The 22,676-nt window shown below is 63.6% G+C and carries 22 protein-coding genes; 12 read left to right on the top strand and 10 right to left on the bottom strand.

Annotated elements, in window-relative coordinates; all coding sequences use genetic code 11:
* Nucleotides 1–2: 2 nt before the first annotated feature.
* The 7 genes from SO180_RS05250 to SO180_RS05220 all read right to left on the bottom strand — a co-directional run bounded on the left by SO180_RS05250 (nt 3) and on the right by SO180_RS05220 (nt 6,360).
* Nucleotides 3–746, bottom strand: coding sequence for an ABC transporter ATP-binding protein (locus tag SO180_RS05250; RefSeq protein WP_449377752.1), 744 nt, complete (start codon nt 744–746; stop codon nt 3–5).
* Nucleotides 743–1,741 (bottom strand): branched-chain amino acid ABC transporter permease, encoded by a 999-nt coding sequence (locus SO180_RS05245; protein ID WP_449377751.1) that lies wholly within the window; start codon nt 1,739–1,741, stop codon nt 743–745. Before SO180_RS05245 ends, SO180_RS05250 begins: the two co-directional genes overlap by 4 nt.
* A complete protein-coding gene (locus SO180_RS05240; RefSeq protein WP_449377750.1) occupies nt 1,738–2,613 on the bottom strand; it encodes a branched-chain amino acid ABC transporter permease in 876 nt (291 codons plus the stop codon). The genes SO180_RS05245 and SO180_RS05240 overlap by 4 nt, the downstream gene beginning before the upstream one ends.
* Nucleotides 2,614–2,797: 184 nt before the next feature.
* Complete coding sequence (locus SO180_RS05235; protein WP_449377749.1) at nt 2,798–3,925, bottom strand: ABC transporter substrate-binding protein; 1,128 nt, start codon at nt 3,923–3,925, stop codon at nt 2,798–2,800.
* Nucleotides 3,926–3,983: 58 nt separating this feature from the next.
* Nucleotides 3,984–4,859, bottom strand: a complete 876-nt coding sequence (locus tag SO180_RS05230) for a shikimate dehydrogenase (RefSeq protein ID WP_449377748.1) — start codon at nt 4,857–4,859, stop codon at nt 3,984–3,986.
* A gap of 133 nt (nt 4,860–4,992) precedes the next feature.
* Nucleotides 4,993–5,931 carry a LysR family transcriptional regulator gene (locus SO180_RS05225; RefSeq protein WP_449377747.1) on the bottom strand — a complete coding sequence of 313 codons (939 nt, stop codon included), beginning with the start codon at nt 5,929–5,931 and terminating at the stop codon, nt 4,993–4,995.
* Nucleotides 5,932–6,183: 252 nt separating this feature from the next.
* Nucleotides 6,184–6,360 carry a hypothetical protein gene (locus tag SO180_RS05220; RefSeq protein ID WP_449377746.1) on the bottom strand — a complete coding sequence of 59 codons (177 nt, stop codon included), beginning with the start codon at nt 6,358–6,360 and terminating at the stop codon, nt 6,184–6,186.
* Between the two features lie 171 nt (nt 6,361–6,531).
* Here SO180_RS05220 and SO180_RS05215 point away from each other — a divergent pair, with 171 nt between their 5' ends.
* The 9 genes from SO180_RS05215 (at nt 6,532) to SO180_RS05175 (ending at nt 15,517) form a co-directional block, all read left to right on the top strand.
* A complete protein-coding gene (locus tag SO180_RS05215) occupies nt 6,532–7,260 on the top strand; it encodes a helix-turn-helix transcriptional regulator (protein WP_449377745.1) in 729 nt (242 codons plus the stop codon).
* Nucleotides 7,261–7,340: 80 nt separating this feature from the next.
* Complete coding sequence (locus tag SO180_RS05210) at nt 7,341–8,000, top strand: acyl-homoserine-lactone synthase (protein WP_449377744.1); 660 nt, start codon at nt 7,341–7,343, stop codon at nt 7,998–8,000.
* Nucleotides 8,001–8,046: 46 nt separating this feature from the next.
* Entirely contained in the window at nt 8,047–8,232 is a 186-nt protein-coding gene (locus tag SO180_RS05205) for a hypothetical protein (RefSeq protein ID WP_254102280.1), read from the top strand.
* Between the two features lie 410 nt (nt 8,233–8,642).
* Complete coding sequence (locus SO180_RS05200; RefSeq protein WP_449377743.1) at nt 8,643–9,560, top strand: branched-chain amino acid ABC transporter permease; 918 nt, start codon at nt 8,643–8,645, stop codon at nt 9,558–9,560.
* Nucleotides 9,557–10,501, top strand: a complete 945-nt coding sequence (locus tag SO180_RS05195) for a branched-chain amino acid ABC transporter permease (RefSeq protein WP_449377742.1) — start codon at nt 9,557–9,559, stop codon at nt 10,499–10,501. Before SO180_RS05200 ends, SO180_RS05195 begins: the two co-directional genes overlap by 4 nt.
* Nucleotides 10,494–11,261: an ABC transporter ATP-binding protein gene (locus SO180_RS05190; RefSeq protein WP_449377741.1), complete on the top strand. Its 768-nt coding sequence runs from the start codon at nt 10,494–10,496 to the stop codon at nt 11,259–11,261. Before SO180_RS05195 ends, SO180_RS05190 begins: the two co-directional genes overlap by 8 nt.
* Before the next feature lie 4 nt (nt 11,262–11,265).
* On the top strand, nt 11,266–11,979 hold the full coding sequence (locus tag SO180_RS05185; protein WP_449377839.1) for an ABC transporter ATP-binding protein: 714 nt from the start codon (nt 11,266–11,268) through the stop codon (nt 11,977–11,979).
* Between the two features lie 113 nt (nt 11,980–12,092).
* Complete coding sequence (locus tag SO180_RS05180) at nt 12,093–13,019, top strand: helix-turn-helix transcriptional regulator (protein WP_449377740.1); 927 nt, start codon at nt 12,093–12,095, stop codon at nt 13,017–13,019.
* A 464-nt stretch (nt 13,020–13,483) separates the two neighbouring features.
* On the top strand, nt 13,484–15,517 hold the full coding sequence (locus tag SO180_RS05175) for a TonB-dependent siderophore receptor (RefSeq protein ID WP_449377739.1): 2,034 nt from the start codon (nt 13,484–13,486) through the stop codon (nt 15,515–15,517).
* Nucleotides 15,518–15,884: 367 nt separating this feature from the next.
* On the opposite strand, the gene SO180_RS05170 is transcribed toward SO180_RS05175, so the two are convergent.
* Nucleotides 15,885–17,321 carry a glutamine synthetase family protein gene (locus SO180_RS05170; protein WP_449377738.1) on the bottom strand — a complete coding sequence of 479 codons (1,437 nt, stop codon included), beginning with the start codon at nt 17,319–17,321 and terminating at the stop codon, nt 15,885–15,887.
* Between the two features lie 282 nt (nt 17,322–17,603).
* Nucleotides 17,604–18,962 carry an aromatic ring-hydroxylating dioxygenase subunit alpha gene (locus tag SO180_RS05165; protein WP_449377737.1) on the bottom strand — a complete coding sequence of 453 codons (1,359 nt, stop codon included), beginning with the start codon at nt 18,960–18,962 and terminating at the stop codon, nt 17,604–17,606.
* Between the two features lie 111 nt (nt 18,963–19,073).
* Here SO180_RS05165 and SO180_RS05160 point away from each other — a divergent pair, with 111 nt between their 5' ends.
* From SO180_RS05160 to SO180_RS05150, 3 genes are all read left to right on the top strand, one after another.
* On the top strand, nt 19,074–19,859 hold the full coding sequence (locus SO180_RS05160) for an IclR family transcriptional regulator domain-containing protein (protein WP_449377838.1): 786 nt from the start codon (nt 19,074–19,076) through the stop codon (nt 19,857–19,859).
* Between the two features lie 157 nt (nt 19,860–20,016).
* Nucleotides 20,017–20,346, top strand: coding sequence for a PRC-barrel domain-containing protein (locus tag SO180_RS05155; RefSeq protein ID WP_449377736.1), 330 nt, complete (start codon nt 20,017–20,019; stop codon nt 20,344–20,346).
* Nucleotides 20,347–20,526: 180 nt separating this feature from the next.
* Complete coding sequence (locus tag SO180_RS05150; RefSeq protein ID WP_449377735.1) at nt 20,527–21,657, top strand: glycoside hydrolase family 172 protein; 1,131 nt, start codon at nt 20,527–20,529, stop codon at nt 21,655–21,657.
* 59 nt (nt 21,658–21,716) lie between these two features.
* On the opposite strand, the gene SO180_RS05145 is transcribed toward SO180_RS05150, so the two are convergent.
* A complete protein-coding gene (locus tag SO180_RS05145; protein ID WP_254102299.1) occupies nt 21,717–22,625 on the bottom strand; it encodes a helix-turn-helix transcriptional regulator in 909 nt (302 codons plus the stop codon).
* Between the last annotated feature and the right edge of the window lie 51 nt (nt 22,626–22,676).

The following is a 22,676-nucleotide window of genomic DNA, read 5'->3' as shown; positions in this document are numbered from 1 at the left end:
GTCTAGTGTCCCAAATAGGCTTCGATCACGGCGGGGTTCCTGCGGACTTCGTCGGGCCGTCCCATCGCCAGTACCTTGCCTTCCGCCATCACCATCACGCGCGAGCACAGCGACATCACGAATTCCATGTTGTGCTCGATCACCACGAAAGTCGCGTTCTTCTCGCGGTTGATTGCGATCAGGCGCTCCTTCAGGTCCGACAGCATCGTCGGGTTGACGCCGCCTGCGGGCTCATCGAGCAGCACCAGGCGCGGCCCGCCCATGAAGGCCATCGCGGCATCGAGCAGCTTCTGTTGGCCGTAGGAGAGGCCGCCAGCAGGTTCAGCGGCGAGATGGTCGAGCTTGAAGAAGCCGATCATCTGGTTGGCGGCGTTGGTCAGGCCGGCATCGGAGCGGCCGACCAGGCGCGATGCCATGTTGCCCTGGTGCTCCTGCCCGGCAAGGATCAGGTTCTCGCGCACCGAGAGTTTTGGAAACACTTGCAGGAGCTGGAACGTGCGGCTGACCCCGAGCTTGTTGAGCTCGGAGGGGCGCAGGCCCGTGACGGTCCTGCCGTCGAGCTTGACCTCGCCACTGCTCGGCATGAGCTGGCCGAGGATGCAGTTGAACAGCGTCGACTTGCCGCAGCCGTTCGGCCCGATCAGGCCGAGGATCTCGCCTTCGCGGACGTCGAAGCTGACGCCATCGACCGCGTTGATACCGCCGAAGTTCTTCTTGATGTCCGTGACTTCGAGCACCGCACTCATTGCGCCGTCTCCAGGCGGGATTTTGCGACGGCCCGCAGCGCCGACGCAGCCTTGGTGCGCCGCGCCGCCATGTAGCGATCGAGGATCCCCAAGATGCCGGTCGGCGACCAGATCAGCAGCAGCATCACCGCGATCGCGTAGAGCATCAGGTAATAGCCCTCGGTGAAGCGCAGCCATTCCGGCAGCAGCACCGCGATCATCGCGCCGAGAAAGGGACCGAGGTAGAAGCCGGCGCCGCCGACGATCACCATCATCAGGAGATCCAGCGAGAGCGACAGGTTGAACGGCACCGGGTCGATATATTGCGTCAGCGGCGCATAGAGCGCGCCGGCGACGCCGCCGAGCGCCGAGCCGATTGCGAACGCCATCAACGTGTAGCGGCGGGTGTCGACGCCGAGCGACTGCGCGCGCAGCGGATTCTCGCGCAGCGCGATGAAGGCGCGGCCCCAGGGCGAGCGAATCAGCCACCACACGGCGAGCGAGACGATGGCAAGCGAGCCGAGACAGACATAGTAGAACGGCAACGGCTTGTTGGTCGCGATGCCGAAAATATGTGGCCGCGGAATATTGGAGATGCCGTAGATGCCGCCCGTGAGCCAGCTCTCATTGCGGAACACCAGGAAGGCGAGGGTGGAGAAGGCGAGCGTGACGAAGGCGAGGTAGTGGTGCTGCACGCGCAGCGCCGGGTAGCCGAGCACCCAGCCGACCGCAAAGCTCAAGCCGATCGCGACGAGGATCGCGGCCGGCAGCGGCCAGCCGTGGGTCGTCATGATCGCCGCGGCGTACGCGCCGATGCCGACGAAGGCGCCCTGTGCCAGCGAGACCTGGCCGGCATAGCCGAGCGTGAGATTGAGCCCCATCGCGGCGATCGTCATCACGGCCCACTGGCTCAGGATGAACAGGCCGTAGCGGTTGAAGTTCATGGGGACGACGATCAGCGCAGCGATGACGATAAGGCCGAGCGCGATCTTCAGGGGTTTGGCGAATCCGGTCATACCGTACGCTCCTCGGCGCGGCCGAGCAGGCCCTGGGGACGGAACAGGATGACGATGATCAGAACGAGCATCGGCACTGCCGAGCGATATTGCGTCGAGACGTAGGAAGCCGCGAGATTGTCGAGCACCCCGATCAGGAGGCCGCCCGCAATCGCGCCGCGCACCTGGTTGAAGCCGCCGACGATCGCGGCGATGAAGGCAGCCTGGCCCAGCACCTCGCCGGAGGAGAATTTCGCCAGATAGATCGGCGTGATCAGGAGCGAAGCCAGCGCGACCAGGAAGGCGTTGATCAGGAAGGTCAGGAGGATCATCCGCTCGACCGGTACGCCGATGATGCGCGCCACCGTCGGGTTCTGCGCCGCCGCCTGCATCTGGTGGCCGAGCGAGGTGCGGTTCAGAAGCGCAGTCAGGCCGACCACGGCGAGAATAGCGACGACGAGCACGCCGATGCTTTGCAACGAGACCGCATGTCCAAAGACAGAGACGTCACCAGTCGGCACGATCGAGGGGAAGGGCGAGGCTTCGGCGCTGAAGAACTGCTTCACGGCCTCCTTGATGCCGATTGCCAGCGCCATGGTGGCGATCGCCAGCGGCAGCACGCCATGGCGCAACATCGGATCGACCAGCAGCATCTTGAAGGCGAGGCCAAGCAGGATCATCGAGAGCAAGGTGCCGAGGATGATGGCGAGCCAGAACGGCGCCCCCACATGCATCGCCGCCAGCATCAGAAACGCCGGCAGCATCACGAACTCGCCCTGCGCGAAATTGATGGTCTGCGAGGTCTGCCACAGCAGCGTGAAGCCGACCGCCACCAGCGCATAGATGGCGCCTGTTGCAAGTCCCGCGACCAGAAGATCGAACAGATTGGACATTTTCCCCTCTCCCCGCTCTCACTCTTCTCCCTCTCACCGTTCTTACGGGCCGCGACGAGCATCGCTCGGGCTGAGAGGGTCGGGTGAAGGGCTCGCTCCGCAAATACGGTGATAATTCGCGGAAGCCGCCCCTCACCCCAACCCTCTTCCCGCGAAGAGCGGGGAGAGGGAGTAGGGCGCAAGGTCACTTCAGCTTCGGCAGCACCTGCTTCACCACCTGCTTGCCTTCCACGACCTCGACCAGGAAACTCTGGCGGTCGATGTCGCCGTTCTGGTCGAAGGTGACGTCCATCAGGATGCCCGGTTCGTCCGCGGCCTTGATGGTCAGGCCGTGCAGCGTGTCGGCAAACGCCTTGGGATCGACCTTGCCCATCTTCTCGGTGGTGGCCTTCACCATGTAGACGGCGAGGTAGCCCTTCAGGCCGTTATGGTCGGGCACGTAGTTGTACTTTTTGGAGAACCGATCGCGGAAGCCCTTGATCAGGTCGACCGGTGCGTCGGTGGTGAGGCCGACATGGCCGCGCGCGCCGTTGGCGGCGTCGCCTGCAAGCTCGATCACCTTCTGGCCGATCAGCGTGGTCTCGCCCATCAGCGGCGCGGTGACGCCCTGGCGCTTCAGCTCTTTGAGGATGCGCGCGCTCTCTTCCTCGTTCAGATAGACGAACACCGCGTCCGGATTGGCGGCCTTGATCTTGCCCACGTCGGCGGCGAAGTCGGCTTGGCCGGCTTCGGTCGAGAGATCGGCGACGACCTTGGAGCCGAGGCGGTCGAGCTCCTTGACGATGACGTCGCGTCCGCCGCGGCCGAAATCATTGTTGACCCAGACGACAGCGACCGTCTTCGCCTTCATGTCGTCGTGGATGTACTTTGCGACCTTCGGCATCGAGGATTGCTGGCCAAAGGAGGTGCGGAACAAGAACTTGTTGCCTGCCTGGGTCAGCTCGGCGGCCTCACCGCCCATGATCTGCGCGATGCCAGCTTCGGCCGCGAGCGGCGCGGTGACTTTCACCGAGCCGGAATAGCCGGGCCCGAGCAGCACATAGGGCTCGGCGTCGAGCGCCTTTTGCACTTGCGCGCGCGCCACGCCCGGGTTGGACTGCGAGTCGGCATGGGTGACCTCGAGCTTGCGACCGAGCACGCCGCCCTTGGCGTTGATTTCCTCGATCGCGAGATCGATGCCGTTCTTCCAGTTGGTGCCGACGGTGGCGCCGCCGCCGGACAGCTCGGCGACGTCGGCCAGCTTGATCGGCTGCGCAAAGGCGCTCGTTGCCATGGCAACCGCAAACAGGGCGCCCAGTAATGTCGATTTCATCTCACTCCTCCCATTTCTCTTCAGTTATGCAAGCGGTCTTGTTTCCGGCCGCTTTCCGTCAAGCTACCTGATAGGCGGCGCTGCGCGCTGCCATCACGGCGTCAAAAGCCTCGCCCATGACCTCGGTCGATGGGGCAAGGCCGGTGAACAGTTCGAACGCGTCTGCGGCCTGGTAGATCGCGAGCTCGCGGCCGGTCATGATCCGCGCGCCCTTGGCCTGCGCTGCCGCGAGCAGCGGGGTGATCAGCGGTGAATAGACGGCGTCGGCGACCCAAAGGTCTGCACGCAGCAGCGCCGTCGGCACCGGCGTGTCCCGGTTCGGCAGCATGCCGACCGGCGTTCCGTTGATCAGGCCAGTTGCGCCCTCGAGCGCATCCTCGATGCTGGATGCGACTTTTGCGCCGTTCGTGGTCAGGAGCGATGCGAGCTTCTCGGCCCGCGCCGGTTCGCTGTCGACGATGCGGATGTCGGAGACCTTCTGGCTCGCCAGCGCGAAGGCGATCGCCTTGCCGACGCCGCCGGCGCCGATCACGGCGACCGCATTGCCCGCGGGCGCCAGCAGGGGCGCCACCGCACGGGCAAATCCCGTGGTGTCGGTGTTGTGGCCGATCAGCCGGCCATCGCGAACGACGACGGTGTTGACTGCACCCATGGCGGCTGCGCCGGGCGCAAGCTCGTCGAGTAGCGGCACCACCGCTTCCTTGTAGGGATAGGTGACGTTGACGCCGGCAAAGCCGAGCCGCCGCACCCCCTCGAGCATCATGCTGAGCCCGGCAGAATCCGCGCCGGCGACCTCGATGAGCTGGTAATGGCCGCGCAGCCCCAGCGCCTCGGCGGCGTGCTCGTGCATGGCAGGCGAAGCGGAATGCTTAATCGGCGCACCGATCAGGCCGGTGAGGAGTTTCTGAGGTGCGGCAGGTCGGCGCGTTGACATGATCCGAATTGGTCTGGGTGTGTATGTGTTTCGCCACGCGGTGTTGCGCGGAAATCGGCAAAGCTCAAGCCCGACGATAGCCTGTCCCCCGCCTAACACAATTACCCATTTATCCTACAAACCTAACATAATGTTATTTCCTGCGACCGCGAGCCGCGGCGCCCTTCTGGCCGCTGCGCGAGGGCTCGACCGCGCGCATCTCGGCGCGGAGCTGCTCGATGAAATATTCGACGTGGAGCGAGAGCGGTGCGCCGCGTTTCACCGCGATATAGGTGTCGAACCGCGTCGGCTCGGTGATCCTCAACAGCTCGATGCCGGGATAGCCGCCATGGGCGACCGTGAACTGGTCGATGATCGCGATCCCCAGGCCCGCCTTCACCAGCGCGCACACCGTGGTGCCGAAGCGAGCGCGGATGGTGATGTTGTATTCGAGCCGGTGACGGGCAAAGATCTCGGCCATGATCCTTCCGTAAGGATCGTTCGGATCGATGCCGATCAGCGGATAGCGCGTGATCTCGGCCGCCGAGACCTGCTTGCGGCCGGCGAGCTCATGGCCGGGCGGCACGATGCAATAGAGCTCGCCGGAAGCGAGCGGCATGAAATCGAGGCCGGAATGCTCCAGGCGGTAGCTCATCGCGACGCACTCGCCGCGGCCGAGCATGAGATAGTCGATCGCTTCCTCGAGCTTGAGGATGTTGATGTCGATGCCGAGATCCGGATAGCGCCGCCGGACCCGCTCGATCGCACGCGGCACCATCACCTGCGAAATGCTCGGCACCGAGCCGATGCGCAGCTCCGACAATCCGCCGCGGCCGATCTTGGAGATGATCTCGGAGAGGTCATCGACCTTCTTGTAGACGCCGTTGATCTGCTCGAAGATGTTCTCGGCCTCGGGCGTCGGGAAGTAACGTCCGTTCTGGCGCTGGAAGAAGCGGATGCCGAGCGAGCGTTCGGTGTATTTGACGAGACGGCTGATGCCGGGCGCCGATACGTTCAATAGCTTCGCCGCGCCGCCAATGGTCCCCGTCACCATCACGGCGCGGATCACTTCAACCTGGCGTAGCGTCATCATGCTCTGGGACATCCCGACGGACGATCGTGAGTGACGATCATCTCACGACAGGCGTCATGTCATCCAGCCGCAAATGCCTGTCAACGTGAATAGCCCGCGGCGCGCGCTATCTTTGGCCATGAAGGGAGAACGGACTAGGAAGCGAGAACGGACTCAATTTCGCGGTCAGATTGTTTCAGCTAAAACCGGCGCGTTCGAATAGAAGGCCATCGCATCGCGACGTCTCACCCGCGCGATTGCTGCAACTGCGTTCTAGCGTGCCGGCCCTTCGGGTGAGACGCTATCGGGCAGCGCGGCGCGTTCGCTTTCCAGCACCTCGCGCGCGAGCTCGATGATCTTCTGCTTGTTCGCGGTCTCGCGCACGGCGAAGAACACGCGGTTGAGTTCCAGGCCGAGCACGCTGTTGAGGGCGATGTTCTCATCTTCCATCGTGGCTCTCTCGCTCCAGACGACGGAGGTGTATCTTGACCTCCCTTCCTCCACAAGTAGATTAAATCTTCAGAGCCTGCCGCACCGTGAAACTACGGAGGCGATGCATTGAGACGACGCCCGAGTCAGGCTACAAAGCAAGCTACGGAGCGAGGGGGCAGGAACGAACCGATGTCCGCTGTGGACTATGGCCGGGAAGCGCTCGACTTCATCGAAGGCCTGGAAGCTTACAGCAGGGTTCCGGATGCGATGAACGCGCTTGAGGCGGCATTTGGCCGCTTCGGTTTCGAGCACATCATCGTCACGGGGCTACCGAATCCGGAGCAGCACTTCGAACAGATGGTGCTCGCCAAGCGCTGGCCTGCGGAATGGTTCAGGATGTACACCGAGCGGAACTACGTCCGCTTCGATCCGGTGATCCGGATGTGCCGGCAGTCGGTGAATCCCTTCGAATGGTCGGAAGCACCGTACGATGCCGAGCGGGAGCCCGGTGCGGTGGAAGTGATGAACCGCGCCACCGATTTCCGCATGTCGCGCGGCTTCGTCGTGCCGATCCACGGGCTGACCGGTTATGAGGCCGGTGTTTCGCTCGGCGGCGTGCATCTCGATCTCAATGCACGAAGCAAGCCGGCGCTGCACCTGATGGCGATGTACGGCTTCGACCGCATCCGCCGCCTGCTCGATCCGCGTCCGACGCCGCCGGCGCTGCTCACGCCGCGCGAGCGCGAGGTGCTCGCCTGGGCCTCACAAGGCAAATCGGCCTGGGAGATCGGCGAGATTCTTCACATCACGCAGCGGACCGCGGAAGAGCACCTTGCAACCGCTGCGCGCAAGCTCGGTGCCGTCAACCGTACGCATGCAGTCGCGATCGCGATCAAGCACAAAATCATCAATCCATAAGCTCTCACTGGGAAATTTCCCAATATCGAAGCCGCCTCTTTTCAACGAGGCTTCCCCCGTTTCGAAGAACGGGGGATTTCATGATCCATGCAATTTCTTCGGCGAACCGACATCTGTACGAAGACGTCGTCGAGCAACACTTCCGCTTGCGGCACGAGATCTTCGTCGACGAGCGCAAGTGGGAAGCGCTGCGCAAGCCCGACGGCCGCGAGGTCGACGTCTACGACGACGACGATGCGATCTACATGCTCGCGCTGGAGAGCCGCCGCGTGATCGGCGGCTACCGGCTGTATCCGACCACGAAGCCGACGATGATGAGCGAGGTCTTTCCGCATCTCGCTGCGGTGCGCGGCTGTCCGGCTGGCGCGCTGGTGTGGGAATGGTCGCGCTTCTTCGTCGCGCGTGACCGCCGCGATGGAGCCATCAATCTGCAATTGATGGCGTCGGCGCAGGAGTTCTGTCTCGACCAGGGCATCGAGCGTCTCTGCCTCGTCATGGAGACCTGGTGGTTGCCGCGCTTCCACGACATCGGATTCGTCGTCACGCCTCTGGGATTGCCCGCGCTGGTCGACGGCTCTTGGACCATGGCTGCCATGATCGACGTTTGCCGGGAGTCGCTCGATACCGTGCGCGAGCGGATCGGCATGGCGAGCGTCGTACGCCAGGATGGTCCGCGCCTCGACGCCGTCGCCCGTGCCAACACCTGCGGCCTCACCGCCGCGCAACGAAAGACCGCCTGAGATGTCGAACATGATGCGAGACACCCGAACCCTTGCGAAGCTTAAGATGAAAATGAAGGAAGAGAATCTCGGCTACATGTCCGACATGGCGCTCGAGCTGGCGCAGATGGCGGATGATTGCGGCCACGCCACGCTCGCCTATCTGTTCCGGATGGCGGCGCTCGAAGCTTCCACCGCCGACGGCGTCGCGACTGACCGGGATGACTTTCCTCACTCGATGACCTCGCACTGAGCGCGACGATGGCCTGCCTCTCCCTCTCCCCGCACGCGGGGCGAGGTGAAGCGCGTTACTCGGATGAATCGTGAGGCGAGCTGTCGACCTCAGCATTCTTGATGTGAGTGCGCGAGACAATCGCCGGGATGCCGGCAGCAACCTCACCGTTCAACATCTACCCTGCGCCTCGTCTGAGTAGACGTGGGTGCGGCAGCTTGACCCATCCCCCACGCAATCTTCTTGCAAGTCGCACTCAACGCCTGTTCGATGAGATGCAACAAAGTGCATGTCGGGCATAGAATCGCTCTTGCGTCGGAACGATACTGCCGTTACCGATTTTGGCCTTGAAGAGGTAGGGGGAGCTCTTTCACTGATGGCGGCCGTGTTCGAACATCGGCGCAACGTGATGCCTGGCTGAAAGAGCGTCGATGCTGCTCGTCGTCGAACAATTCCTCAACGGATTGCAGTTCGGGCTGCTTCTCTTCCTGCTGGCCGCCGGGCTGACGTTGGTGTTCGGGATCATGGATCTCGTCAATCTCGCGCACGGCTCGCTCTACATGATGGGCGCCTATTTCGCCGCGACCTTCGTCGCCTGGACCGGCAATTTCCTGCTCGGCGCGCTGCTCGCACTGGGCGCGACGCTCGTGCTCGGCATCGTGCTCGAAGTGGTTGCGCTCAGGCATCTCTATGGCCGCGACCATCTCGACCACGTGCTCGCGACCTTCGGCCTGATCCTGTTCTTCAATGAAGCGGTGCGGCTGATCTGGGGCCCGGCGGGTCTCGCGCTGCCGCTGCCGCCCTGGCTCACCGTGCCGGTGCCGATCCTGCCCGGCATCTATTACCCGGCCTATCGCCTTGCCATCATCGTGGTCGCGCTTCTCGTCGCGTTGCTGCTCTATCTCGGCGTGATGCGCACGCGCATCGGCATGCTGATCCGCGCCGGAGCCTCCAATCGCGAGATGATCGGCGCGCTCGGCATCAACATCAAGCTGCTCTATACGCTGGTGTTCGGTCTTGGCGCGGCGCTCGCCGGCCTCGCCGGGCTTATGCAGGCGCCGATCCTCACCGTGCAGATTGGCATGGGCGAGAACATCCTGATCCTTGCCTTCGTCATCATCGTGATCGGCGGCATCGGCTCGATCCGCGGCGCGTTCCTCGCGGCGATCTTCGTCGGCATGATCGATACGCTCGGCCGCGCCTTCCTGCCGAACCTGCTGCGCCAGATCCTGAGTTCAACCGCAGCGTCCACCGCCGCGCCCGCGCTGTCCTCCATGCTGATCTATCTCTTGATGGCTGTCGTGCTGGTGGTGCGGCCGGAGGGGCTGTTTCCGGCCAGTCGTCGATGAAGGCTTTGAGCGTGAGCAAGGCCGTCACGGCCCTGGTGCTGGCAGGCCTCGTGTTGCTGCCGCTCTATTCGCAGCTTTCCGGCAACATCTTCATCCTGACGCTATTCACCCGCATCGTCATCCTGGCGCTCGCGGCCGCGAGCCTCAACCTCATCATGGGCTATGGCGGCATGATGAGCTTTGGTCACGCCGCCTATCTCGGCATCGGCGGCTACGCGGTGGGCATCCTGGCGCAGGAAGGCATCGGAAGCGGCTTCATCCAGTTCCCGGTCGCGCTTGCGGCGTCCGCGCTGTATGCGCTCGTGATCGGCGCGCTGTCCTTGCGCACGCGCGGCGTCTATTTCATCATGATCACGCTCGCCTTCGCGCAGATGGCCTACTACGTCGCATCGGGCCTCGCGCGCTACGGCGGCGACGACGGTCTCACCGTCTACAAGCGCAGCGATTTCTCCGGGCTGATCAATCTCTCCAGCCGTGTGCAGTTCTACTATCTCTGCCTCGGCTGCCTGCTGGGCGTCATTGTCTTGATCTGGCGCATCGTCAATTCGCGCTTCGGTCTTGTCGTGCAGGGCCTGCGCTCGAACGAGCAGCGCATGCAGGCGATCGGATTTCCCGCGAAGCGCTATCAGCTCGTCTGCTTCGTCATATCGGGCACCATGTGCGGCCTTGCCGGTGCGCTGCTCGCCAACAACACCGACTTCGTCAGCCCGGCCGTGATGTACTGGACCCGCTCCGGCGACCTCATGGTGATGGTGATCCTAGGGGGAATGGGTACGCTGTTCGGCCCGGTCGTGGGTGCGGTGGTATATCTGCTGCTGGAAGAATTCCTGTCGCAGATCACCGAATATTGGGCGCTGATCATGGGCCCGCTCCTGCTGCTTATCGTGCTGTTCGGGCGCGGCGGCATCATGGGCCTGCTCGGGAGGGCCGGTCGTGGTTGAACCGCTGCTCCGCGTCGAAAAGCTGGTGCGCCGCTTCGGCGGCATCATCGCGACCGATCACGTTTCGCTCGATGTTGCGGCCGGCGAGCTGCACGCCATCATCGGTCCGAACGGCGCCGGCAAGACCACGCTGATCAGCCAGCTCACCGGGCACCTCTCGCCGCATGCGGGCAGCGTCTTGCTCGGCGGGCGCGATATCACCTATCTGCCGGCCTATCGCCGCTGCGCGCTGGGGCTCGCGCGCTCGTTCCAGATTACCTCGCTGCTGCTCGACTTCACCGCCGCCGACAATGTCGCGCTGGCGGCGCAGGCGCACGCGGGCACGTCGTTCCGCTTCTTTGCCAATGCGCGGAAGGAGCGATCCTTGCGCGATGCCGCGCAAGCCGCGCTTGATCGCGTCGGCCTGTCGCATCGCGCAGATGTCGTGGTGAGCAGGCTCAGCCATGGTGAGCGGCGCGAGCTCGAGCTTGCGGTCGCGCTCGCAAGCAAGCCGAAGATCCTGCTGCTGGACGAGCCGATGGCCGGCCTTGGCGTTACCGAATCCCAGCGCATGGTGAAGCTGCTTCAGGATCTCCGGAAAGAAGTCTCGATCGTACTGGTCGAGCATGACATGCCGGCGGTATTCGCGCTCGCCGACCGCATCTCGGTGCTGGTCTATGGCCGCGTCATCGCCTCCGGCGATCCGGCCGCGATCCGCGCGAACGACGAGGTCAAGCGCGCCTATCTCGGCGATCAGCATGTGGTGAGGCGCCATGATTGACCAGATGGCCGACTCGCTGCTCGACGTCGACGGCATCGAGACCTGCTATGGCCTCTCCCAGGTGCTGTTCGGTCTGTCGCTATCCATCAAGGCGGGCGAGATGGTCTCGCTGATGGGCCGCAACGGCATGGGCAAGACCACGACCATCCGCTCCATCATGGGCCTGACACCCGCGCGCGCCGGCGCGATCCGCTTCGCGGGCTCAGAGGTGCGCCAGCTTCCGCCCTACCGGATCGCAAAACTCGGCGTCGGCCTCGTGCCGGAGGGACGCCAGATATTTCCCAATCTCACCGTGCGCGAAAATCTCGTCGCGGCGGCCGCTGATCGCTTCGGCATCGACAATCCCTGGACGCTGGCCGCGATCTACGTCCTGTTTCCGCGCCTCGCCGAGCGTGCGTCGAACATGGGCAACCAGCTCTCCGGCGGTGAGCAGCAGATGCTCGCCATCGGCCGCGCGCTGATGACCAATCCAAAGCTCCTGATCCTCGACGAAGCGACCGAAGGCCTCGCCCCGCTGATTCGCGAGGAGATCTGGAATTGCCTGTCGCTGCTCAAGAAGCGCGGGCAATCGATCCTGGTCGTCGACAAGAACGTCGACCACCTCGCCCGCATCTGCGACCGCCACTACATCATCGAGCGCGGCAAGACGGTGTGGAGCGGCACCTCGGACCAACTGACGGCCGAGCCTGAGCTGCAGCACCGGTATCTCGGAATTTGACGCGTTCCTCAGTGCGGGCACAACGTCGTCCGTTCTAGCCGCGCTCACGGGGGATCGGCAGCCGTCTTCGACGAAATCTAGTTTCGAAGCCCTCCAAACTGTTCGCACAGCTCTTGAGCGCACCGTCGCTGGTCGTAAAAGTTTGCAGCGTAGTGATGCAAGACTTCTATGATCAAATCGTCGGACGGCGTGGAGACAACGTTGACGCCACACGATCCGGCGCTTCAGCGGCGGCGCAATGGCTGGATTTCCCGGGCTGCCTGTTTGTGAGGGGTGAGTTTCAAGCCGCTGCAGACTGGCCTGCGATCGCGCAGCCGGGATTGTTCATTTCCGTGGCGTTCGACGGTGGGAAGGGCCGCGGCAATCTGGCGCATGGGAGGGGTTGCAGAAAGCAGATCACGGTGATTGCCGTCCGCGAAGCCGCTGCAGTCGCGCGCCCGGTTCAGTGTGATGAAAGGCCTGCGATAGGCCTGGCGTTGCCCAAAGCTTCCATCGACGGTCTCGGTCTCGAGCATGATTTCCGGGCACTGTTTGAGAACGACGAGTCCGGTGCGGTTGTCGTCTCTTTGAAGGCATCGCCGCGCATTCAGGCCATCGCGGCAGAAATGTTCTCGCCGCCGGTCGACGGAAACGCTGCAAAATTGTTGCTGTCGGCGCACGCTGCCGAGATCATCGTTCATGCACTGGCCGGCGAGCAGGGCAGGATCGAGATCGATCCGGTAGCCGATCTCCAGCGGATGCGATTGCAGTCGGTCAAGGCGCGCATGGACGCCGATCTGGCCTACCCGTGGAGCATCGACGAGTTGGCGCGGAACGCCGGGCTGAGCCGCCGGTCCTTCAACCAAAAATTCAAGATGGCGTATGGCGAGAGCGCGATCGATCACTTGAGGGCCCGGCGGCTGGATGCTGCTCGGGCCCTTCTGATTCATCAGCGGTTGTCGGTCACCGAAGCGGCCTATCGGGTCGGCTATGCCCATCCGGCAAATTTCGCAACGGCCTTCCGCAGACGCTTCGGCTATTCGCCGAGCGACTGCCAGTAGCAGAGTTCGACTGAGCTCGCGGGCGTTCTGCACGCAGCTGCATGAGTCTGCACGACGTGTCCATGTCGTCGACGACGAAGGCCTATCCGTTCGCAGACTTGAGAGCCTCCACGTGGAATCAAAGGTGATTTGCGCACGCGCAAAGGCGGTGCGCGCCGCGATCTGATTACTCCCCGATCGTTCGAAGATGGAACTCGGGGACGACGATGAGACGCGACGACGGGCATAAGTTGGTTTGGGAGCGGTTGATGAGATCAGGCCTGGGCCTGGGGATGGCTGGCCTGGGAGTGCTCCTGCAACCGACACCGTCGATCGCGCAGATATCCGAGCCGAGGTCCGGCTCGAGCGCAGGGACCTCATTGCCTCCCGTCACGGTGGATGCACCCGGACAGGCGCGTCCGCGCGCCCAGTGAGCGTCGCAATCGCCGCGCGACCGCAACCTGACACAGCGCAATGCCGGGCCCGTGGATACCAGAAATCAAAACGCGCGTGAGGCCGGTGCCGGTCGCGGCAATGCGTCAAGCGAGAGCAGCTACGTTGCGGGCACGAGCTCGGCAGGCACGAAGACGAGCACGCCATTGCTCGAGACGCCGCAGTCGATCTCGGTCGTGACGCGCAAGGAGCTCAACGATCGCACCGTGCAGACGCTGACGGAGGCGGTCGGTTACGAGCCGGGCGTCCGCATCGATGCTGCCGGCTACGATCCGCGCTTCGATTCGATCTCGATCCGCGGCTTCGATATCACCTATAACGGCACCTATCTCGACGGACTGCGCCTCGTCGGTGCCGGTCTCGGCGTGTTCAAGACTGAACCTTATGGCATCGACAGCATCACCGTCGTTCGTGGGCCGAGCTCAGCGCTTTATGGCCTCGGCTCCCCCGGTGGACTGATCGATCTACAGAGCAAGCTGCCGACCAGCCAGCCGTTTCACGAGGTGCAGACCCTGTTCGGCGACCGCAGTCGCTTTGAGGGCAATTTCGATCTTTCCGGGCCGCTCGATGCCAGCGGCCAGTTTCTCTATCGGTTGACCGGGGTCGTTCGCGAGGCGGACGTGTTCGTGCCGGGCGGCAAGGACGATCGTGTCTATGTGGCGCCAGCCGTCACTTGGAAGCCTGATCAATCGACGTCTTTCACGGTTCTCGGCGCCTACCAGAAATCGAAGACGCCGGGGTCGATGTTCACCTACTCCTCGGGGACCGGGACGACCAACGACATCTACACCGGCAGTCCGTCCTACAATTCGCTGGATCAGGAGCAGGGGCGCGTCGGCTACATCTTCGAGCATGCCTTCGACAACAGCGTCACGGTCCGGCAGAAGTTCCGTTACACGGATGTGGACGCGGTCACCCGCTATGTCGGCTTTCTCGGCGCTCCGGTGGGCGACGTCGTTTCGCGCTATACCGGCTACGTCCACGACAGGCTGCAATCCGCCATCGTCGACAACCAGGTCGAGGCCAAGGTCGCTACGGGACCTGTGCAGCACACCCTCCTGATCGGCACCGACTACACCTGGTCGAAATTCTCTGACATGCAGGGGTTCGGCTTCGGTGTGTCCGATCTCAATCTGGCAGCGCCGGTCTATGCGCCCGAATCCATTCCTGATCCGGCAATCTCGTCCTCGACGGCACAGCGGCAAATCCAGTCCGGCGTCTATGTCCAGGACCAGGCCAAGCTCGATCACTGGATCTTGACGCTGAGCGGTCGCAGTGACTGGGTGCGCACCACGGGCGAGGATCTGTTCGCGGTGACCCGGCAAGTGCAGTCCGACCAGGCCTATAGCGGGCGAGCCGGGCTGACCTATGTGTTCGATTCCGGCGTTGCGCCCTACGTCGCCTATTCGACGTCGTTCTTTCCCAATCTCGGCGTTGATCCGTCTGGCGCCTTCTTCAAGCCGACCACCGGCCGGCAGACCGAGGTCGGTGTGAAGTATCAGCCGCCCGGCACCAGGAGCTTCATCACCGCCGCTGTCTTCGACCTCACCCAGGACGGCGGGCTCGTGACGACGGGGACGGGGGTCACGGTCCAGCGCGGAGAGATTCAAAGCCGCGGCTTTGAATTGCAGGGGCTCGCGAGTCTGGGTGGTGGTTTTGATATCACCTCGTCGTACACCTATCTCGACATGGTCACCAAGCAGGCTGCAGACAGCTCGACGCTTGGTAAGTTTCCATCCGGCAACCCCCCGCACACCGCGACGTTGTGGGGCAACTATGCCCTGCCGCTGGCCAGTCCGTTCGCAGGACTAAGCGTCGGCGCGGGCGTGCGCTACATGTCCTGGAGCTTTGGCGACGACGAGAATACCTTCAAGAACAGCGCGGTTACCTTGATCGATGCGGCGCTGAAATATGATCTTGGCCAGGCGGCGAAGGAATTGAAGAGTGTGCAGTTCCAGGTCAATGCCAAGAACCTCTTCAATCTGCACTACACCACGTGCCAGGTTGGATATTGCTACCGCGGTGCGCCGCTGACCGTCATCGCGACACTCGGCTACCACTGGTGAATGGATCCCCGGGGATGACGCGTTTTGCCCTGCAACCCGCGTCATAAGGTCAATCCGTCTTACCTAAGCGTACCTGGCGCTCAGCGTGACAGGCGATGCACGCCGATCTCGATCAGGGTGGTGCGGCAGGACAGACGGTAAATCAGGCTGAACAATTGACCCCACATGACCGAACTCCATCGTCTGATCACATAATCGCACTCTAGCGCTGCAGTCTTTCCGGCGCTTTTCGAGGCATACGGAAAATGGCTTCGTCCGGCGGCAACGTGATGTCGTCGGAACAGGCGGGACGAAGTCGTCTCACAGGAGGGTGAGGTATGCCCGCAGGGCGCCGTGGGGTTACCGTCACCACGGCGAGTAGCCGGTCTCAAAACATCTCGAAATATTCGCGATGCTCCCAGTCGGTCACCTCGGCCAGGAAGCGGTCGATCTCGGCATTCTTGATGTGGGTGTAGTAGTCGACGAACTCCGCCCCGAGCTTCTCGCGGAAGAATGGGTCGTCCTTCAGCGCGCCGACGGCATCGCGTAAGGATTTTGGCAATAGCGGCGCCTTGGTCTCGTAGGGCGCGTCCGCAGATGGGCCGGGATCGAGCTTGCGGTCGACGCCGTCCAGCCCCGAGAGGATTTGCGACGCCATGTAGAGATAGGGGTTGGCTGCGGGCTCGCCGATCCGGTTCTCGAGCCGCGTCGCCGGATCGTTTGCACTGCCGAGCACGCGGATCATCACGCCGCGATTGTCGCGACCCCAGATCGCGCGGTCCGGCGCCAGCGAATAGGAACGGTAGCGCTTGTAGCCGTTGATCGTCGGCGTGGTGAACACGGCTGAGGCGCGGGCGTGGTCGAGCAGGCCTGCGAGCCAGGCGCGGCCGAATTCGCTCAACGGCTGACTGGCATCTTTCGCCATGAACAAGTTCTCGCCGCCCGCGCGCGAGGTGATCGACTGGTGCAGATGCCAGCCGCTGGCGAACACGTTCGGCAGTTTTGGCCGGCACATGAAGGTGGCGTGATAGCCGTGACGGCGCGCGATCTGCTTCACGGCCGAGCGAAACAGCACCATGTTGTCGGCGGGCTCGATGCCCTTCCGCGGCTGGAAGGTGAACTCGCACTGGCTCGGCCCGAACTCGACCTCGACCGAGCGCAAGGGAAGCCCGAGCGCGACGATGTCGCGGCGCAGGATCTCCAGCACCGGCTCCATCTGATCGAAGCGCTGCTCGGTGAGGTATTGATAGCCGTGGCTGAGCAGGCTCACCGAGGGCGGCGTGCCGGGCTGGCCGGCATCCTCCGGGCGCATATGCCCGTCGTCGAGCTTGAAGATGTGGAATTCCACTTCGAGGCCGGCGACGAAATCAAGGCCGCGCGCGCCGAGCTCGTCGAGGACCCGCCGGTAAAGCCCGCGCGTCGCGAATGGCACAGGCCGTCCGTCGTTGAAATGGAGATCGCACAGCAGCCAGCCCGTGGTCGGCGCCCAGGGCAGCACGCGGAAAGTGGTGGGGTCCGCGACCATCAGCACGTCGGCCGCGCCCTCCATCTCCTTCATGCCGAAGCCGCCGCCCGATGTGAACACCGGAAACACCGTGCGGTGCGAAGTGTCCTTGGCGAGCATGGTGGTGGTGATGGAGCAGCCGCTCTCCAGCGAGGCGATCGCCTCGGCCGCGATGATGGTCTTGCCGCGCAAAATGCCGTGCTGGTCGGGGAAGGCGAGGCGGATGACTTCGAGGTTGTTCTCCTCGACCATCCGCCGCACGCGCAGCGCCGCGTCCTTCTGCTCGGCCGACCAGAGCTCATGACGCGCGACGAAAGTCACTGCATTACTCCGTCAGTTATTAGGCGTGAAGTACGCGCCACATACTCCGTCATTGCGAGCGCAGCGAACCAATCCAGAGTCTTGCGCCGGCGACAGTCTGGATTGCTTCGCTGCGCTCGCAATGACGCGGGAGGGGCCTTCACGTTTACTCCACTGCCGTAGGGCGGGCAAAGGCGCAAAGCGCCGTGCCCACCAGCTCTCCACGATATCGACAGAAGTGGTGGGCACGCTTTGCTTCGCCCACCCTACGATTTTCATGATGTGGCCTCACGAGCGCGAGCCTCACTCTGCCGCCGTCAGCCGATGCACCTTGCCTTCAATGTCCTTCGGCACCGGCGCCGTCCAGGGCGCGCCGCGGCGTCGCTTGACGTCGACTTCCATCCAGTAGGTCTCCCAGCCCCGTGTCGGCCCGATGCCGTCCATCGTTGCAGGCCCTTGGATCGAACGTGCGTTATCTTCATCGAGAAACAGCATCGGCTTCTCGCCGCCCAAGACCCTCTCGATCTCCTGCCGCAACAGGCGGCGATACTGCACGATCGCCTTGTCGCTCTGGCCGAGATGCTCCTTGGTACGATCCTGGATCGCGCCCATCGATTCCACCGCCCACTGGTCGTGGACGTTGATGTCGGTGCCCATGCCGGTATAGGTCGCGGTCTGCTGCTCGTGCGGATCGAAGCCGTAGTCGTTGGCCTTGTTCTTGCGCGATTTGTAGTCGGGCAGCTCATAGAGTTCGAGCCGCTGGTCGCGCATCTTCTTCTTGTCGACCGGGTTCGTGTAGCTGGTGAAGATCGCGTACCAGTAGCAGTTCTCGTCATCGACCGGCACGTGCCACTGCGTGATCGTCATCTCCGTGCTCATGGGGATGACGAAGCCGTGCGGGAAGAGCTGATTTGTCACCCGCACATGCGTGCGCTCGTCGTCGATCTCGCGTAGCGCGATCAGCCGCAGGCCGTATTCGGTGTGCTCGACGTTGATGATCGGGCGGTCGTATTCGCGCAGGATTTTGGTCATCGGCAGGTCAGAGCCGGCAGATGCGCCGCGGAACTGTTTGCCGTAGGCGGTCGAGGTGTCCTCGTCCTCGAAGAAGCGGTGCAGATAGGAGGCGTGTGCGGGATCGATGCCGACCTCCAGCGCCTGGAGCCAATTGCAGGCCATGTGGCCCTTGAAGGCAAAAGTGTGCGTGCCGGGTGCGACGAAGCAGTCGAGCTCCGGAAAAGCGGGCGGGGCGCCCTCGCCAAGATAAGCCCAGAGGATGCCGCTCTTCTCCACCACGGGATAGGAGCGCTGACGGATGTTCTGGCAGAGTTTTGAATCCTTCGGCTCGGCCGGCGTCTCGATGCACTGCCCCGTCGCGTCGAACAGCCAGCCATGGAAGGCGCAGCGCAGGCCGCCAGTCTCGAGACGTCCGAAGGCGAGGTCTGCGCCGCGATGCGCGCAGTGGCGGTCGATCAGGCCGTAGCGGCCGCTCTCGTCGCGGAAGAGCACGAGGTTTTCGCCCAAAAGTTTGACGGGCCGTACCGGGCGAGCGTCCTCCAGCTCGTCCACCAGCGCCGCCGGCTGCCAGTAGCTCCGCATCAGTCTGCCGCAGGGATCTTTCGGCCCGGTGCGGGTGATCAGGTCGTTCTGCTCCTGGCTCATCATGGCGGCGGCGTCCTTTTTGCGCGGAGGGGCGTTGTTCGCCTATTGAACGAATGGGCGAATTATGACATGCCGTGGTTTGGCAGCAAGCAATATTTTGCAGGCGCGGAGCGGATGCCCAAGCTGAAGCGGAACGAGACGGACGAGCGCGCGACGGATTTCGTCGAGAGCCTCGATCGCGGCCTGCGACTGTTACAGATGTTCGGCGCGACCGCCGGCCCGATGACGCTGAGCGATCTCGCCCGCGCCGCCGAGCTGCCGCGCGCCACCGCACGGCGCATCCTGTTCACGCTCCAGCGCGGCGGTTTCGTCGCCAGCGACGGCAAGCTGTTCGCGCTGACGCCCCACGTGCTGACGCTCGCAGCGTCGTATTTGCGCTCCAACCAGCTCGTTGCCGTGCTGCAACCGGCGCTTGACCGCATCGCAACCGCGGCGCAGGAGATCTCCTCGCTCGCGGTGCTCGACGGCGACGACGTCCTGTTCATCGCGCGCGGCAGCCCGATGCGGGTGTTCTCCGGCGGGCTCGAGATCGGCTACCGGCTGCCGGTCTTCTGCACCTCGGTCGGCCGCGTCATGCTTGGCCAGTTCGACGACGCCACGCTCACCGTCCGCCTGAAGAAGATGAAACGCGAGGCGCTGACGCCGCAGACCGTGACCGATCCGAAGCTGCTCGTTGCGAAGATCGCCGCCGATCGGGCGCAGGGTTTTTCGCTGGTCGATCGCGAAGCCGAGCCGCATTTCCGCTCGATCTCCGTTCCTGTCCGCCGCTACGACGACACCATCGTTGCCGCCATCAACATGGGTGCCCATGTCGACCGCGTGCCGACGCGGGAGCTGATCGACCGCTTCCTGCCGCTGCTCCGCGAAGGCGCGGAGGCGGTGCGCTCGCAATTGCTGTAGCGCCACAGTAGCTACGTAGGGTGGATTAGCGAAGCGTAACCCACCGCTTCGCCCAACGCGTGGCGAGCAAAGAGGTGGGTTACGCTGACGCTAACCCACCCTACGCCGCTCGCTTGTGCTATAATTCCCGCAAACGCAAAAACCCAGGGAGCACGCCATGCACACCATGGTTCCCAGCGATCGCGTGGAGCACGTCGCCGTCTTCGGGCGCGACGGCACGAAGCTCGGCACGATCGAGCGGCTGATGCTCGACAAGCTGAGCGGAACGGTCGCCTATGCCGTGATCAAGACCGGAGGGCTGCTCGGCACGCATCACCATTATCCCCTCCAGTGGAGCGCGCTGAGATACGATCCGCACCGTCAGGCCTTCCAGGTCGAGGTGACGCTGGACGAGCTGAGCACCGGCCCGTGCGAGTTCGACGGCGAGGAATTCGATTGGGGCGACCGCTCGCGCGCCTACCAGCATGCGAATTACTGGTCGGTATAGCTGGGCTGTGTAGGGTGGGTTTAGCCGGAGGCCTAACCCACCACTTCTGTAAACGCGGAAACGAAAGAGGTGGGTTACGCTTCGCTAACCCACCCTACGACCTGTTTGCACGCTCCCGTACGGACTAGGCTAGTTTCGTGCCTCGATCACCGACCGCCGTGCAGCAAGGTAAGACTCACAATGACATTCTCCGGACTAGGCCTCCATCTCGGCAATCTCTCGCGCCTGTCGAACGCGCGGTCGCGCTCGATCAGTCCGGAAAATTTCACTGGCGAGAAAGGCAAGGGCGGCATGGCCGTCGATGGCCCGGCAGCACCTCAGGCGCGCGATCTCGGACGAGGCTGGAAGATTTCACCTTACGTCGTCATCGCGCCCGGCGCGACCTTTACGCTTGCCGACATCGAAGGCGCGGGCGCGATCCAGCAGATCTGGATGACGATTTCGCGCGGCCGTCTGCGCCACTCCATCCTGCGCATCTATTGGGATGACCAAGCGCACCCGAGCGTCGAATGCCCCGTCGGCGACTTCTTCGCCTGTGGCTGGGAGGAATTTGCGCAGGTGTCCTCGCTCGCCGTCTGCGTCAATCCGGGCCGCGGCTTCAACTGCTATTGGGAAATGCCGTTCCGCAAGCGTGCGCGCGTCACTCTGGAGAACCGCAACGAGGAGGCGCAGACCATCTATTACCAGATCAACTACGCGCTGACGGATGTGCCGGAAGATTGCGCCTATTTTCATGCGCAGTTTCGCCGCGCCAATCCGGTGCCGTACAAGGAGGTCCACACGCTGCTCGACGGCGTCACCGGGCACGGCCACTATATCGGCACCTACATGGCCTGGGGCTCGAACAACAATGGCTGGTGGGGCGAGGGCGAGATAAAATTCTTCATCGACGGCGACGGTGAATTTCCGACCGTCTGCGGGACCGGCACCGAGGATTATTTTGGCGGCGCCTATAATTTCGATCCGCGCGTGCCGTGGCAGCTCGCCAATCCCGGTGCGAGCGGTGGGCCAGTGTCGCGCTATCTCGAGTTCACCACGCCCTATGCCGGCCTGCCGCAGGTGATCCGTCCCGACGGCGTCTACAAGTCGCAGCAGCGCTTTGGCATGTACCGCTGGCACATCCCCGATCCCGTGCGCTTCCAGAGCGATCTGCGCGTGACGATGCAGGCACTCGGCTGGCGCTCCGGCGTGAAGGAGCCGAAATACCTGCCGTTGCAGGACGACGTCGCATCAGTCGCGTTCTGGTACCAGGCGCTGCCGACGGCGCGGTTTCCGGAATTGCCGGGGGCGGATTATCTCGAGGTGGATTGAACCCGCGCTTCCTCGATGTCGGAGATGGCGGGAATTACGTCGCCGGCGCCGCCGCGCGCTTACAGCGCCACGCTGCGCAGCCCGAAGCTGCGCGCTTCGTTCTGCAGCACCGGCCGCACCGCATCGATCAGCCGCGCCGCCGCGGCGTCTACGCTCAGCCCCGCAGTATCCACTACCGCCGTCGCCCGCGAATACAGCGGCTCGCGGCTGAGCAGGATGTTGCGCAGCTCCGTCATCGCGGAGCGGTCGTCGGCCATCGGGCGCAGGTCGCCCTGGCGGCGCACGCGCGCCATGTGCTCTTCGGGCTCGGCTTTCAGCCAGATCGTGTAAAAGGATGACAGGATCTGGTCGAAGGTCAGTGGCTCCGAGACGATGCCGCCGCCGGTTGCGAGCACCATCAACTCGTGGCGTGCGAGGAGCTGTTGCAGCGCCGCCTGCTCCATGCGGCGAAAGCCTTCCTGGCCGTAAAGCGCGATGATCTCGGCGATCGAAAGCCCGTTCTGCTCCTCGATCGCCTTGTTGAGCTCGACGAAGCTCCAGCCGATCTTCTTCGCCAAGATCTTGCCAAGCGTGGACTTGCCTGCGCCGCGCAGGCCGATCAGCGCGATACCGCAGAACGGCGCGCGCCGCGGCGCCGACGCGCTGCCGCCGGCGAGCAGGTCCTTGGCCTGCGCGATCTGGCCAGGCGTCGCCTTGCGCAGGAGATCGCGGAACATCTGCCAGTCCGGCGCTGGCTCGATCGTCGGCAGCAGGTCTTCCAGATGCGCGCCCATCGCGTTCGACACGCGCCTGAGCAGCACGATCGAGACGTTGCCTTTGCCACTTTCGAGCTGGGCGATGTAGCGTTCGGAAATGCCGGACACCTTGGCGAGCACTTTTCGTGACATTCCGCGCAGCGCGCGCATGGTGCGCACGCGCTGGCCAAGCTGTTCGAGGAATTGGGATTCGGCGTCGGGACTTTCGGTCATTTGCCTTCTTTAGCGGATGTCCGGCGGCGCATTTGTCGGAAACATAATGCC

Source organism: Bradyrhizobium sp. UFLA05-112 (genome assembly GCF_053572325.1).
This window is presented reverse-complemented; position numbering and strand designations above follow the sequence as displayed.